Origin of the sequence: Methylomicrobium lacus LW14, assembly GCF_000527095.1 — a bacterium.
Classification (GTDB): Bacteria; Pseudomonadota; Gammaproteobacteria; order Methylococcales; family Methylomonadaceae; genus Methylomicrobium; species Methylomicrobium lacus.
Genome location: NZ_AZUN01000001.1, coordinates 2,849,099 through 2,863,524, shown reverse-complemented (window position 1 = coordinate 2,863,524; position 14,426 = coordinate 2,849,099). Strand labels below are relative to the sequence as shown.

11 protein-coding genes are annotated in these 14,426 nt (G+C 55.7%); 3 read left to right on the top strand and 8 right to left on the bottom strand.

The window, feature by feature from the left end; genetic code table 11:
• Nucleotides 1–308 precede the first annotated feature (308 nt).
• From METLA_RS0113170 to METLA_RS0113140, 7 genes are all read right to left on the bottom strand, one after another.
• Nucleotides 309–1,016 carry a M48 family metallopeptidase gene (locus METLA_RS0113170; protein ID WP_024298991.1) on the bottom strand — a complete coding sequence of 236 codons (708 nt, stop codon included), beginning with the start codon at nucleotides 1,014–1,016 and terminating at the stop codon, nucleotides 309–311.
• Nucleotides 1,013–4,279: a type I restriction endonuclease subunit R gene (locus tag METLA_RS0113165; RefSeq protein WP_024298990.1), complete on the bottom strand. Its 3,267-nt coding sequence runs from the start codon at nucleotides 4,277–4,279 to the stop codon at nucleotides 1,013–1,015. The genes METLA_RS0113170 and METLA_RS0113165 overlap by 4 nt, the downstream gene beginning before the upstream one ends.
• A 4-nt stretch (nucleotides 4,280–4,283) precedes the next feature.
• Nucleotides 4,284–4,700 (bottom strand): type II toxin-antitoxin system VapC family toxin, encoded by a 417-nt coding sequence (locus METLA_RS0113160; protein WP_024298989.1) that lies wholly within the window; start codon nucleotides 4,698–4,700, stop codon nucleotides 4,284–4,286.
• Nucleotides 4,700–4,933, bottom strand: a complete 234-nt coding sequence (locus METLA_RS0113155) for a FitA-like ribbon-helix-helix domain-containing protein (protein WP_024298988.1) — start codon at nucleotides 4,931–4,933, stop codon at nucleotides 4,700–4,702. Before METLA_RS0113155 ends, METLA_RS0113160 begins: the two co-directional genes overlap by 1 nt.
• A 150-nt stretch (nucleotides 4,934–5,083) precedes the next feature.
• On the bottom strand, nucleotides 5,084–6,151 hold the full coding sequence (locus METLA_RS0113150) for a PDDEXK nuclease domain-containing protein (protein ID WP_024298987.1): 1,068 nt from the start codon (nucleotides 6,149–6,151) through the stop codon (nucleotides 5,084–5,086).
• Nucleotides 6,148–7,431 (bottom strand): restriction endonuclease subunit S, encoded by a 1,284-nt coding sequence (locus tag METLA_RS0113145; protein WP_161635410.1) that lies wholly within the window; start codon nucleotides 7,429–7,431, stop codon nucleotides 6,148–6,150. Before METLA_RS0113145 ends, METLA_RS0113150 begins: the two co-directional genes overlap by 4 nt.
• An 11-nt stretch (nucleotides 7,432–7,442) precedes the next feature.
• Nucleotides 7,443–10,085: an HsdM family class I SAM-dependent methyltransferase gene (locus METLA_RS0113140; RefSeq protein WP_024298985.1), complete on the bottom strand. Its 2,643-nt coding sequence runs from the start codon at nucleotides 10,083–10,085 to the stop codon at nucleotides 7,443–7,445.
• 311 nt (nucleotides 10,086–10,396) lie between these two features.
• Here METLA_RS0113140 and METLA_RS23860 point away from each other — a divergent pair, with 311 nt between their 5' ends.
• Nucleotides 10,397–10,663, top strand: a complete 267-nt coding sequence (locus tag METLA_RS23860) for a YkgJ family cysteine cluster protein (RefSeq protein WP_084480138.1) — start codon at nucleotides 10,397–10,399, stop codon at nucleotides 10,661–10,663.
• A 67-nt stretch (nucleotides 10,664–10,730) separates the two neighbouring features.
• Here METLA_RS23860 and METLA_RS0113135 read toward each other — a convergent pair whose 3' ends face one another.
• Nucleotides 10,731–11,123 (bottom strand): group II truncated hemoglobin, encoded by a 393-nt coding sequence (locus METLA_RS0113135; protein WP_024298984.1) that lies wholly within the window; start codon nucleotides 11,121–11,123, stop codon nucleotides 10,731–10,733.
• 145 nt (nucleotides 11,124–11,268) lie between these two features.
• Between METLA_RS0113135 and METLA_RS0113130 the strand changes: the two genes are divergently transcribed.
• Together METLA_RS0113130 and METLA_RS0113125 are read left to right on the top strand one after the other, a co-directional pair.
• Nucleotides 11,269–12,534: a TIGR03862 family flavoprotein gene (locus METLA_RS0113130; RefSeq protein ID WP_024298983.1), complete on the top strand. Its 1,266-nt coding sequence runs from the start codon at nucleotides 11,269–11,271 to the stop codon at nucleotides 12,532–12,534.
• A gap of 188 nt (nucleotides 12,535–12,722) precedes the next feature.
• Nucleotides 12,723–14,405 carry an ABC transporter ATP-binding protein/permease gene (locus tag METLA_RS0113125; RefSeq protein WP_024298982.1) on the top strand — a complete coding sequence of 561 codons (1,683 nt, stop codon included), beginning with the start codon at nucleotides 12,723–12,725 and terminating at the stop codon, nucleotides 14,403–14,405.
• Nucleotides 14,406–14,426 lie beyond the last annotated feature (21 nt).

The window sequence follows — 14,426 nt, the reverse complement described above, 5'->3', positions numbered from 1 at the left end:
GACCCTCTCCCGAAGGGTGAGGGAGATAACCGCCTTGACTTAAGGGTAGTGACGCTTCGGTGTAAGAATACCTGTTCACCGCTCCAGCGGTGCCTCATCGTTATACATACATAAATAGATATATATTGTAACTCGAAACCGGCGCTAAAAGTGCGGGGAGGTAAGTGCATCTCCTCTCATGGACGCGATGCCTTCGGACAGGAGCGCTTGCGGCAATGGGCAGCGGAACTCGGCATAGAAACATTTAGCGGCAGATCCGGCCGTGCCTTTCCGAAAGCGATGAAGGCCGCAATTCATTTTTGTTAAACCTATACCGTCAAGCCGGCCCCATGCTTTCGCAGCCATTCCTTGCGCTCACGATAGTCCGGCATCACCTTGTCCACTTCATTCCAAAACGCATCGGTGTGGTCGCGGTGATGAAAATGACACAATTCGTGCACCACGATGTAATCGATGATTCGGGGCGGCGCCATCATGCACTTCCAGTGGAAATTGAGCTGGCCGTTTTTGCCGCAACTGGCCCAGCGGTAACCCATCTCTTTCACTTTAATGCCGGCGACGTCGACGCCGACCTTCGGCGCGAAGTAGGCTACCCGCTCACTGAAACGCTGCATGCCTTTGTCACTAAAATAAGATTCGAATGTCTGCCTGGCAGCTTCGGTGCCGCCCTGTTCGATCACGGCACGGCTCAGACAGAAACGGCCTTCTTTCAGTTGCAAGGCACAAGCCTGATCAGATACCAGCGACAGGCGATAGGCGCGGCCCAAGTATAAAAAGGTTTCGCCGTTGACCCATTCACGCGCCACGGCGCTGGCGTTCAGGTCTTTCCACTCGGCCAGATTACGATAAATCCAGAGGCGCTTGCTTTCGACCACCGCATCGACCTGTTCCGGCGTGTAATCTTCAGGCGGGCGCACGGTTACGACGCCGTTGCGTTCGATCACGATATCGGTCGTTTTACGCGGGCTGCCTGGCAGCAACTGGTATTCAATGTCTCGGACACGGCGCGTATTCATGCGTTGTTAACTCCCGCCGCGCCTTTCAGTAATTCGTCGTGGCGATTCTTGGCCAGTTTCATAACTTCGATTGCGATGCGTTCGCGGTTTTCTTTGAGTTCGACAATGCCGGTCAGGGTCAGTGCGGTTTTAATTTCGCTACGGGTTTTCTTTTGCTTGTCGCTGTTGTGCCAGAAATCGATGCTGCCAATGCTGTGCTGTAAGGTCTCAACGATGGCCTCCATCAGCGCCTTCATTTTGGGCTTGACATCAGCGGGCACTTCACCGTTGTCAAAGGCTTCATTGGCAATGTGCTCGTAGAATGTCGTTGCTTCCTTGCTCATGCCTTCCTCGCCTTGCTTGCGGCCTTCAATGGCCACGGCGCGCAGTTTTTCCAGCTCCTCGGCCAGTTTATCCCATTGATCCTGATACTGGTCAATCAGGTTTTCGACCTTCTCCGCCAAGCTTTTATAAAACGCCGGGTCCTCATCGTGATGCACGGTGCAGTGCTTGCGAATGGCGTGTTCCATTTCGCTGGCTTTGGCTTCCGCGTTGCCTCCAGCGTGCTCATTCAACTTGGCGATAAAGTCCTCCGACAACAGCTCGATCGGCGGCACCTTGGGGTTGATGCCCAGACTGATCAAATGCTCGTTGATCAGATCGCGCACTTTCTGCCCGGCATCGCCCAGATTCAGGCTGGTGTCTTTATAACGCTCTTTGGTCACCCGCAAAATATAACCCAGGCGTTTGGCCGGCACCCGGTACGCATGGGCGGCCTTGTTCGGCAGAATGATGTCCAGACTCATCAGGAATTTTTTCAGATACACGTCAAAGTCGGCGCGGATTTTCTCATCCTTCAGAAGCTTGACGGCCTCATGCACCACGGCGGCATCTTCCTCGACACTGGCCAACTGGCCCTCGACAAACTCGCGTACCTTGGCGACCTTGTGCTCGCTGAATAACTGCAACAGGCGCTGGTAGCGCTCTTCCAGCACCGGCATTTCCGAGGTGATATTTTTCAGCCCCAGGGCAAGTTCCTGCTGTTCATCGGCAGCGGCATACAACGTCAAAGCGTCGGTGAGGTTGTCGGTCAGGCCGATATAATCCACTACATAGCCGCGCTGCTTGCCTTGCTTCACCCGGTTGGTGCGGGCAATGGCCTGCAGCAAGGTGTGCTCGCGGATTTTCTTGTCGAGATACATCACCTGCTCGATCGGCGCATCAAAGCCGGTCAGCAGCATGTCGCACACGATCAGAAAGGCGATGCCGCTGTAGGATTTGTCCGGATCGTCAAAGTCGAACGGCTTGCAGAAATTGTCCACCGCATTCCAGGCTTTGGCTTGATTGCGCGCTTCGGTGATATAGGCCGCTTCGTTGGTGCCATCGCTGGAAATTACCACCGCCGCTTTCAGAAAACGAATTTTACGGATCAGCTCAGCATCCGATTCCAGCACCGCTTCCAGTTCGGCCACGGTGTCGGTCAGCGCCTGATGAATGGCTTTCTGGTAACGCACCGCCGCCAGTTTGGAGTGGCACACCACCTGCGCCTTGAAACCATTGGGAAAGATATGTTCCAGATAATGCTGCACCATATCCTTGGCAATCGCGGCAATGCGCTGCTCGGCTTCCAGCAAATCGCCGGTGGCGCCGTATTTTTTCTTAATCGCCAACAGCTCTTCTTCACTGCGATCCTTGAACAGATTTTCAAACCGGGTTTCAAAGCCGTGCTTATCGTTCAGTGCCGCATCGGCAGTGCGGCCCTCATACAGAATCTGCAAGGTGGTGCCGTCTTCCACCGCATCCATCAACCGGTAGGTATCGATGTAATCGCCAAAGCGCTTCACGGTTTTCTTTTCGCCGTGGCGCTCGGTAATCAATGGCGTGCCGGTAAAGGCGATGCGGGCGGCATTGGGGAAAGCTTCAAAGATGTTGTCGCCGAGATCCGAGCTTTGCGTCCGGTGCGCCTCGTCGATCATCAGTACGATGCGCGAGGAGTTATTGACCACTCCGAAAGTCTGGCTGGATGGGATGGCCTGATAGGTGCCCAGGGCTTCGGCGACTTTCAACGGCAAGCTTTGGTCGTGCAACTGGAACTTGTGCACCATCACCATGTTGATGTCGGAGCTGTCCGTGGCCAGTTGTTCGCGCAGCCTCTTGCGGCTTTCGATCACATGCACCCGGCCGCCGATCAGGGTGGCGGTTTCGGCGAGCTGCTCTTCCAGGTCCACCCGGTCGTTGATTAGCAAAATCTTGTAATCGTTCAGGTCGCGGGAGGCGCGCAGCATGCGGGCCACAAACACCATGGTCAGACTTTTGCCGGACCCTTGCGTGTGCCAGACCACGCCGCTTTTTTCCTCGACGGATTGTCCGTTGCGCAGCCGCTCGATGATTTTATTGGCGGCTCGGAACTGCTGGTAGCGGCACACCACCTTGATGCGCGGGCCGCCGTCGGTATCCATGAACACGCTGGATGTGCGCAGCATGCTGAGCAGGTTGGCTTTGTTCAGCATGCCGTTGACCAGCTTCTGCTGTTGGTTCATGCCTTCGGCCACGCTGTCCGGCTGTGGCCACTGGGTTTTCCAGGGGTAGAAATGCTCTTCACCGGAAGTGATGGTGCCGTAATCGGCTTCGACGCCGCTGCTGCGGATCAGCAGCATATTGCAGTGAAACAGGCGCGGTTCGCCTTCTTTCAACCCTTGTTGCTTCGTCGCCTTGCGTTGGTTCATATAACGCTGCAACTGCTCGAAGGCTTCCGCCATCGGGTTGGCGCAGGTCGGCCCGCCTTTTTTGCACTCAACCACGATTAGCGGAATGCCGTTCACGAACAGCACGATGTCGGGAATGATGAATTGCTTCACGCCGCCCGGCGTATCGATGCGGAACTGGTTGATCGCGAGAAAATGATTGTTCTCCGGGTTGGCAAAGTCGATCAATTTGACCACCGGGTCCTGCTCGCCGGTGACCTCGCTCATATCCACCTGAGCTTTGAACAGCAGCTTCTGTATGGCCTCGTTGGCTTCCAGCAGGGTGCGGTTAGGCTGGCGCAGAACCTGGTCCTGCAAATCCTGCAGTTGTTTATCGGTCAGCCAGGGCGTACCGTTGGCGGTCGTGTTCAACGCCGCGACGGATTGTGTAAAAACTTCCGGCAGCAACCACTGGCGAAAATTCAGGCGCAGGCTTTTGCTCGGGTCGGATGGAATATCCGGCCCCTGGTCGACGATCTCCCAGCCCAAGTCTTGCAACTGGTGCAGGAAGGGCTGTTCAACTTCGGTGTATTCAGACATCAGGCTATTCGAACGGATTGAGCAGTGTTACGCCGGTAAAGGCAAAATCCCGCACGTTGCGTGTCACCAGGGTAAAACCATAGCTCAACGCGGTCGCGGCAATCTGTTTATCCAGGGCATTTTCCGGATGAGGTACACGCAACCGCCCCCAGATCTGGGCTTCCTCCTTGCCAAAATCCAGGATGTTGTCAGCATAATCATTTAATAGGAATTGCAACCAGGTCTCCAGCGCCCGGGCCTGATCCAGGTCGCCCCTGTGCCGGATCAAATCGACGCCACGGCGTAACTCGCCGACGGTGACCACGCTGATATAGGTTTGCGCATCCTGGTCGGCGAGTTGACGAACGAAACGTCTGAGCCCAGCATTTGCCCGATCTTTTTTACGCATTTCACTGACGATGTTGGTGTCCAGTAAGTACATCAGTCAAACGGGTTCGGAGCCTGTTGATCCTCTACCCGGGCAAAGTCTTCATCGGTGCCCACATCGGGAATCTGGCTCAACACCTCGAGAAAAGGCCGTTTTTTCGGGCGCGTCAGCGCCTGCTCCAAAATTCGCCGGTGTTCGGCCTCGGCGCTGATGCCGTGGCGGCTGGCCCGCATTTTCAGTGCATTCGCGATTTCATCGTCCACGTTGCGCACGATCAAATTAGCCATCGTTGCTTACCTCATCGTAATTGCTGCATTGGCAGAATGATAGCATTGATAGCATGCAAATCCAATGCCTGGTTTTTACTCGGCCGGATCATCCGCAGGGATATTGTGTCCGACTGCCGCAAAAAAGTTGTTCGACTTCGATGTATTCGCTCATGCCTCTTCATCCTCCTGAGCAAAATCATCGCCGCCTGCCAACTCTTGTTCAATTTGCTCGATACTGGGCAGACTGGTTTGTAGTTCGGCAGGCAGAGAGTCGAGCAGTTTGTATTCGGCAATGCCCATGGGTTGGCTCTTATCGCCCAAGGCATATTCGGCCACTACCTTGTTTTTGCTCTTGCACAGCAAAAGGCCAATACTTGGGTTGTCATGCTCGCTTTTGACCTTGCGGTCCACAGCGGTCAGATAAAACCCAAGCTGCCCCAAATGTTCGGGCATAAACTTGCCGGCCTTGAGTTCGATCACCACATAGCAGCGCAACTTGAGGTGGTAGAACAGCAGGTCGATGAAAAACTCGTCTCCCCCCACATCCAACAGTACCTGTCGCCCGACAAACGCAAAGCCCGCACCCAGCTCCAGCAGGAATTCGGTCACGTGCTTCACCAAGGCGTTTTCGATCTCGCGCTCCTGCGCCTCGTCGGTCAGGCCGAGAAAGTCGAAACGATAAGGGTCTTTCAGCGACTCGCGCGCCAGATCAGATTGTACTTTGGGCAAACTGGCTTCGAAGTTGGTGACTGCCGCGCCGCTACGCTCCAGCAACCGGGTTTCGATCTGCATCACCAGAATATTGCGCGACCAGTTGTGTTCAATCGCTTTGGCGGCGTACCAGCGGCGAGTTTCGGGGTTGGGCAGCTTGTCCAGCAGCGCCAAGTGGTGATACCAGGGCAATTGTGCAAGCACCCCTTGCACAAATTCCGCATCCGGCCAGGCTTCGGCGAAAGCGCGCATGTATTTGAGATTACGCGGCGAGAAGCCCTTCATCTCGGGAAAGGCCGTGCGCAAATCATGCGCCAGCCGATCAATCACCTTGGCGCCCCAACCTTGCTCGGCTTGACGCATCAGAATCTCGCTGCCGATACTCCAGTACAGCCCCACCAGCTCGCGGTTAACGGCCAGCGCAGCGCGCTGCCGGGCGGTGTGGATGCGCTGTTTCAGCTCAATCAGCCATTCAGCGTAACCGCTGGGCGGAGGATTCAGGGATGCGGGGCGTTCGTTGCTCATGCCTTTGCCGCCGTGTTGGGTTCGTTGACATTGACCTGGACTTTACCGGTGAGCAGGTCGTGCATTAGGCCGGATTTTTTTTGTTTAAGTTTTATCAAATTGCGTTTTTCCTCAGCAATAAATTTCTGCGCTTGACTTATTCTTCTGCCAATCGCAATCTGCTCCGCAATATCCGGAAAAGGTACAGTCAACTCTTTAAATTCACCGAGAGAAACTCGCTCACGAGTCCCTTCAATTGATATTTTCTTGATTGCTTGTCTGCCGTAGCCAGAATTAAACCAAGAGGAGAAAAATTCAGCCCCATACTCCGAGGAAGGCCTTATCCGAATAACATCTTGGGTAACCACTGCACTTGACTCTTCCTCATAAACACAACTATCACAAGGAGGAGAGCCAACTTTGGCAAGCAGAATGTCATTTTTGCGAACATTGCAGAAGGCTAATTGGGCCGCTTTGAAGGGAGTAACATTTGAATTTGAGATACGGGTAAAGACTCCAGGCTTTATATCTTGGCAATACAAGACTGAGATACCTTCTTTTTTCAGCTCTGAAGTTAGAAGATCGCTTCCAAATGGGCCGTTTACGATATTCTTTGCTCCAAAGATATTTTTTAGAGAATCAAACTTCCACTCCTTCGGAATCCACCCAATCGGGGTTTCCTGATACAGTTCCGGAGCTTGTTCGTGGGGCGGGCGCAGTTTGCCGTCGGCGCCGATGCCGCGGGTAAAAAGATCGTGCATCAGCCCCGCTTTGATATGCTGGTATTTTTCAATCAGCGCTTCGGTTTTTTCGATGGCTTGGTCGATGGTTTGGAGAATCCTGGCGATTTTTTGTTGGACGTGAATTTCGGCGGGAATTTTGACAAGATGTTTCTCAAAATCTGACCGAATTATTCCATTTATGCTGGTGCCTTGGTTTAACTTCTTGAGTTCTTCCAATTCCTTAACAAGCAAAAAGTAAAGAAACAGAGTATCCGTCTTAGTCGGATCAGGATAAACACCTGTTATATCCTGACTGATCGCAATCGGCTCCTTTGCAATCGCTAATTTGCCTACACCTGTTCGCGTAACAACGAGAAGATTGCCTGGGTCGACCACTGATGTGGAGCTTGAACGAATACCACTTTCAGATACATATCGGCGAAACTCTCCAATCCCTCGACTGGTAAAGTCTGCTCCAGTTACCCACGGAATTGACCCTCCCCAATAACTTGCAATGTCAGTAGAGGGCGTCCCGCCATTCACAAGTTTTGAGAACAGCTTTCCAAGCTGGACTTCCATTAAGCCCCCCATCACTCCGTCGCTCCTGCGCATCCTTGCGCTCGCGGCACTTGTGCAGCCTCGGCAATTGTTCCCGACATTGCTCTACCTCCTGCATCCATGCAGTCGTGCACGTCGTACCCCAACTCCACCAAAAACGCTTTTAACTGCTCAGCCGCCGCATCGCGCTCGGCTTCGATGGTCTTGGCGGTGACCGCGTATTTGCTCCACAGGTTTTCAATGGCCTTGATGCAGGCGCGCTGGTCGGCGCGAAGATAAGCGCGGTAGGTGTGCATCAGTAGTTGCCGCAGGCGCTCGATAATCACCGTGCGAGCCTCGTCGGTGGAGATTTTTTCGCGGGCGCTTTGCACCAGTTCGTCGCGCTTGCCCTCGATTCCTTTTATCGTAGCCCTGAGCGTTTTGACTTCGTCTTCCAGCACTTTGTGGCGATCAAGTTGTGCCTCGATCTGCTCGGCTTCGCGCTGATAGAGCTCCGCATCGCCCATGTTCGGGTCGCGCTTGCACAGCCTGGCCATGCCTTTGGCTTCTTTCAGGCGGGCTTTCAGATCTTTCACTTGATCTGAATTCATCACGCCGGTGTCGTCGCTGTCTTCAAAGTCTTCCTCATCGGCGGCGGCAAACAGGGCTTGCAGCTCGGATAGCCGGGATTGGGCCTGTTCCAGCGCTTCCAGCACCTCGGGGAACTGGCTTTGCAGAATGTCCTCGTCCGGGATCAGCTCCGGCCCCCAGCCGCTGGCGGCGATGGATTTGAAATCGGCCTTGAGGACATCGACATAGTTGGCAAAGGCGCCGCGCACCTGGAAAGGAGTCAGCAGGTTTTGCCCGGCCAGCGCCTGTTCGATGCTGGCCAGCAGACTGCTGCGCATCACATAGACATTGCGCGGTTTGCCTTCCTGGTTCGCGGCATCGGGCGCCAGCGCTTCGACTATCGGCAAGTTGGCCTGCCACCAGTTTTCCAGGGTTTGCATAAATTCTTCGTGACGGGACATCACGCTTTGATGGCTTGCCACAAAGTCGGCGATTTCGCGCTTGTCGGCTAAAACCGGGGCAAAATCAAGATAAGTTTCATCCCGGCTGACAAAGGCATCGTCTTTCAATTGCGGGTAGTTTTGCCAGAAGTTCGCCAGGCTTTCGACTTCCACCCTAGGCACGCCGCCATGCAGATGGGCGCGCACGTCGTGCGGTTCGGGCGGCGGAGCGTTGTCCACATAGCGGCGGATATTGCAGTTGTAGTCTTCGGCGACGATTTCCGCCTTCGGCACGCGGCGGGCGTAGGCAGGAATGTCTTTATTCGCGCGGTAGGCGTAGATGATCTTGTCGATGTCTTCCGGGCGCAGATGGTTTTGCGCCTTGCCTTCGCGGTATTCGCGGTCGGCGTTGATGAACAGCACATGGTCGCGGTTGGCGGCGCCGTCTTTATTCATCACCAGAATGCAGGCAGGAATGCCGGTGCCGTAGAACAGGTTGCCGGGCAGGCCGATGATGGCCTCCAGATAGCCGTGCTCGATAAAGTGCTTGCGCGCTTCGCGCTCTTCGCCGCCACGAAACAGCACGCCGTGTGGCATCACCGTCGCCATGCGGCCGTTGTGCTTGAGTACGGACAACATGTGCTGGACGAACATCAAGTCGGCCTTTTTGCCTTTCTCCGGCATCATCACCGGAAAGCGGCCGGAAAATTTCAAATCCTTTTTGATGTAGTTCTGGCTGAACGGCGGATTGGCGACGACGCGGTCGAAGCGTTTCAATTCGTTGGTTTCGTCCAGATGCTGCGGCTCGCGCAGGGTGTCTTCCTGACGAATATCGGCATGGGAAATGCCATGCAGCAGCATGTTCATTTTGCAGATGGACCAGGTGGTGCCCATTTTCTCCTGGCCGTAGAGCGCCAGCTCATCGGCGCTGCCGCCTTTTTCGCGCAGATAATCGCGCATCTGGATCAGCATGCCGCCGGAGCCCACCGTCGGGTCGTAGACGCTCATACCTTCTTCCGGATCGCAGATTTCGACGCAGATGCGCACCACTTCGGCAGGGGTATAGAACTCGCCGGCTTTTTTACCGGCGGAATCGGCGAAGTATTTGATCAGCCATTCGTAGGCGGCGCCAAGCAGGTCGGGGAATTCAAAGTCGCTGTCCTTGAGCGGGATTTTTTCGAAGTTCTGCACGAAGTCGGCCAGGGTATCGTCATCCAGCGTACGCTGGCCGATCTTGCGGTTGAAGTTGATGCCCTTGAGCACGTCCTGTAAGGCGTCCATGTTATGGTCTTCGATCGCTTCCAGCGCCTTGTTCAGGGCGGAGCCGACGTTTTCCTTGACGTGCTTGAGCGCCGGACGGTCGATGATCTTTTCCTGGCCGTTCTCCACCACGGCTTCCTGCCAGCCCTGATTCCAGCGGGCGCGCGGCGGCACGAAGAAATATTTGCCGGAATAGTGGTCCGAATCTATCAGTGCTCCTTCAATATCGTCCGGTGACATGCCCTGGGCGGCAAACTGTTTGCGCAGTTCGGCCTGACGCTGATCGAACAGGTCGCTGGCCCGTTTCAGAAACAACATGCCGAAGATGTATTCCTTATATTCGCTGGCATCCATGCTGCCGCGCAGGTCGTCGCAGGCGGTCATCAACAGGTTTTCTAAACGGGAGAGGGTTAACTTCAATTTCATTCGTGTTCGGGGGGTTGGATTTTTTGAGTTATCAGTGTACAGGGTGGCTGGGGGATTTTGCACATAAAACGTTGACATTAACTGGCGAGCGAAAACGGTGCCGTTAATCACCCTGAAAAAATTACCAGGGACTCAGGTAAGTCAACATTGAAAATTTTCCAGACACCAAGATGACCGCAAGGCTCAATCAGTATCTTACCCCAATGAATTTGGCGTTTTTCTAGTAAAGTGGTCAATGTTAAAGTGGATTGCATGCCCACGCGGCGTTAATCGGCTGTATGAGGCCCCTTAAAAACAGATGAGGTTATTTGATGCAGTGTCGAATCGGCTGTGGCGCTTGTTGTATCGCGCCATCTATTTCTTCAGCCACGCCTTTACATCCTTTCGGTAAACCCGCTGGGGTGCGTTGCCTGCATTTGGATAGTGAAAATAAATGTTCAATTTTCTTGCAGCCTAGCCGGCCTCTTGTGTGTAGCGGCTTTCAGGCGACCGAAGATGCCTGCGGCAGCACTACGGAAGAGGCGATGGCTATTTTATCTGAATGGGAGATTTTGACGAGGACCGGTAACAAGGGCTGACTGCCGCGTATGAGGCACGGCCGTGCCGATTCGGTTTTTAAAATCCAGGTCAACAGGCCGCCGCAGACTATTGAGCCGGCTCCTGATTAATCATGTGGGTGGATAGTTGCTGCAAAGCATTTTGGATATTGGTTTTCAGCTGCGGGTCCATGGTCATTTCGTCCAGCGCTTTATTCATGCACAGCATCCACTGGTCACGCTCCGATTCGCCAATGGCGAAGGGCAAATGGCGGGCGCGCAGCATCGGGTGGCCGAATTCTTCGATGAACAAATTGGGACCGCCCAGCCAGCCGGACAGAAACTTGAATAGCTTGCTCTTGGCGGAGGCAAGACTGGGCTGATGTATGGCGCGTAGGCCTTGCGCCTCGGGCAGGGTATCCATATAGAAGTAAAATCGGTCGACCAAACTGAGGATGGCCTGTTCGCCGCCGATGGCCGCGTAAGGCGTGAGGGTTGTCATAACTAATTGCTCTTTAAAGTGGGTTTGCTGTTTATACTAGGGTCGTCAGGGACATAATTCAAGGCGGATTTTTTGCGCTTCCGAATTGTTAACGACGGCATTTAGGTTAAAATGCGCGCCTAGCCAAACTTCAACAGCCCCCCTTATGACCGAGTATACCGCCCCGCAAGTTGCCATTATCGGCGGAGGTCCGGCCGGGCTGATGGCTGCCGAAGCGCTGAGTCTTGCGGGCGTGCAGGTCGATGTTTACGACGCCATGCCATCGGTCGGCCGCAAGTTATTGCTGGCCGGCATCGGCGGATTGAATATCACCCACGGCGAAGCCTACGACACCTTCTGCGCCCGCTATGGCGATCGCCGGCCGCAGCTGCAAGCCGTTCTCGACCGGCTGCCGCCGAGCGCCTTGCGCGCGTGGGTGCACGGGCTGGGTATCGACACCTTTGTCGGCAGCTCGGGCCGAGTCTTTCCCACGCAGATGAAAGCCGCGCCGTTGCTGCGGGCTTGGCTGCATCGCCTGCGCAGTGCCGGCGTGCGCCTGCATGTGCGCCACCGCTGGCTGGGCTGGGATGCCGACGGCGCGTTGCGGCTGGCCAGTCCGGGCGGCGAAATTTCGCTCAAGCCGCAGGCGACGGTGCTGGCGCTGGGCGGCGCCAGCTGGCCGCAACTGGGGTCGGACGGCGCCTGGTTGCCGTGGCTCAAGGCTCGGGGCGTAGAGATCGCGCCATTGCAAAGCGCTAATTGCGGCTTCGAGGTGGCGTGGAGTGCGCATCTGCGCGATAAATTTGCCGGCGCACAGCTCAAATCGGTGGCGCTGACGTTTACCGACGCGCAGGGCCGCACCGAGCAGCGCCAAGGTGAAATGGTGGTTAGCGCGCATGGCGTGGAGGGCAGCCTGGTTTACGCGTTTTCGCAGCGGCTGCGCGAGCAGTTGAATGCCCACGGCAGCGCCACCTTCACGCTTGATCTGGCGCCCGGACGCGACGCCGCGCGGGTGGTGGCCGAAGTCAGTCATCCCCGCGGATCGCGGTCGCTCTCTAGCCATTTGCAAAGCCGCGTCGGCCTTACCGGCGTTAAGGTGGCCTTGCTGCACGAGGTGCTCGGTAAGGCACAATTTGCCGATGCGGCCACGCTGGCGGCGACGATCAAGGCCTTGCCGATCACCGTGCGCACCCCCCGCCCCCTCGCCGAAGCGATCAGCACCGCCGGCGGCGTGCGCTTTAACAGCCTCGATCAAAACCTGATGCTTACCGCTCTGCCCGGCGTTTTTGTCGCAGGTGAAATGCTCGACTGGGAGGCTCCCACCGGCGGGTATCTGCTCACGGCCTGTTTCGCCACCGGCTTGTGCGCGGGGCAGGGCGCGCGTGACTGGCTAAATCGCCGCCATCCGGCTTGGGCGCTTGGCAAGGGATAAACTCGCATTTGCCTAGGTGACGACTCCGAAGCAAAAAGCTGTATTCAATCAATGCGGAATTCAATTACAATCGGGCGTTTTACGTGCTCCGTTTAGCGGATAACGACTCGAATCGACTCGCAGCCGGGCGATAGGTTATTTCAGCGGAATGCATCTATATTTTTATCTCCCTCCATGGAGAATTGCCTATGCTCAACGCCAAGGGATTTTTTCATCAGTTCGTCGCGCTGGCCGGACCTTATTGGAATTCCGAAAATAAACGCTTCATCCGCAATCGCACATTGGCCTTGACCGTGCTGACCGTGATGCAGATCGGCATGGCGGTCGTGATCAATGCCTGGAGCGCCGCGCTTTTCGATGCGCTCGAACAACATTCGATGGCGGGATTGATCCAGCAGATCGGTTTGCTGGTGATTATCTTCGGAGCCGGCATCGCCATTACCTCGACGCATATGACGGTCAAGCGGAGTCTGCAGATCGGCTGGCGCAGCTGGCTGACCGAGCGGGTCAGCGGGCTGTGGATGGACGATGGCCGGCAATACCAGGTCATCTTCATGCCGGGCGAGCACGACAATCCGGACGGGCGTATCGCCGAGGATGTCCGCATCGTGACCGAAGAGGCGGTCCAATTGCTGCATTCGTTGTTTTACAGCCTGTTGCTGCTGATCAGTTTTACCCAAATTCTTTGGCGGCTCTCCGGTACGGTGGTTTTAGGCGGCATGCAGATTCAGGGCCATCTGGTCTGGATCGCGTTGATTTATGCGGTCGGCGCGTCGATATTGGGTTGGTGGATAGGGCGCCCCCTGGTCAAGGCGACCGATGCGCGGCAAACGGTCGAAGCCAATTTCCGCTTCGGTCTGGTCAAGGCGCGCGAAAACTCGATGGCGATTGCGCTGGTCCATGGCGAAGCGAATGAAAGACAGCGCTTCGGCTCACTGTTTCAAACGATCAAAGAGACTTACGACCGGCAAACCTTGGCCTGGCGTAACATCATGATGTTTACCTCCGGCTACTCGGTCCTGTCGATGGCCTTTCCTATTCTCGTCTCGGCGCCGCGCTATGTGCTGGGCTCGATTTCTCTCGGCACGCTGATGCAATCCGCGCAGGCATTCCAGCATATGGCGTCGGCATTGTCCTGGCCGGTCGATAACATGGCGGCGTTCGCCAATTGGCGCGCTTCGGCCGACCGCGTGCTGGGTCTGGTCGGCGCATTGGATAACCTCGAACAGGAAATGACCTGCCCCGATCCGCACCGGATTTGCCTGAGCAAATCGGAGATGTCGGTGCTGAGCATTCATGATCTGTGTTTGAACAAGCGGGATGGCGAGATGATCGCTGCCGGCATCAATATCGAAATCCGGCCGGCCGAACGGGTATGGGTCAACGGCAACTCCTCGACCGGCGCCAAACTCTTCAAGGCGATCGTGGGCCTCTGGCCTTGGGGCAGCGGGCGTATCGAACTGCCCGACGACGAGCCCTTGTTTTTGATGCCGCCGCGGCCTTATTTGCCGAGCGGAACGCTCTGGAGTGCGATCTGTTATCCTCAGGGCATCGAACGGTTCGGCACGATCGAGATCAAGGAAGTTCTGAACAAAGTCGGTCTAGAGGAATTGCAAGAGCAACTCGACGAGACCGAAAATTGGGATACCGCGCTGACCCGCGAGCAGCAGCAACGACTCGGTGCCGTGCGTTTGCTGTTGAATCGCCCGAAATGGATCTTGCTGCAAGAAGCGTTCGATTCGCTCGATCCTAAAGGCGAGGTGGCTATGTTGACTTTGATCCGCAATGAACTTCCCGAAGCCGCGATGTTGACCATCACCAATCAGCCGACCGCCAACGCGTTTCATCAGCGCCGGATTGTCCTTCCATAATAGACCGCAGGGAGAACGTCG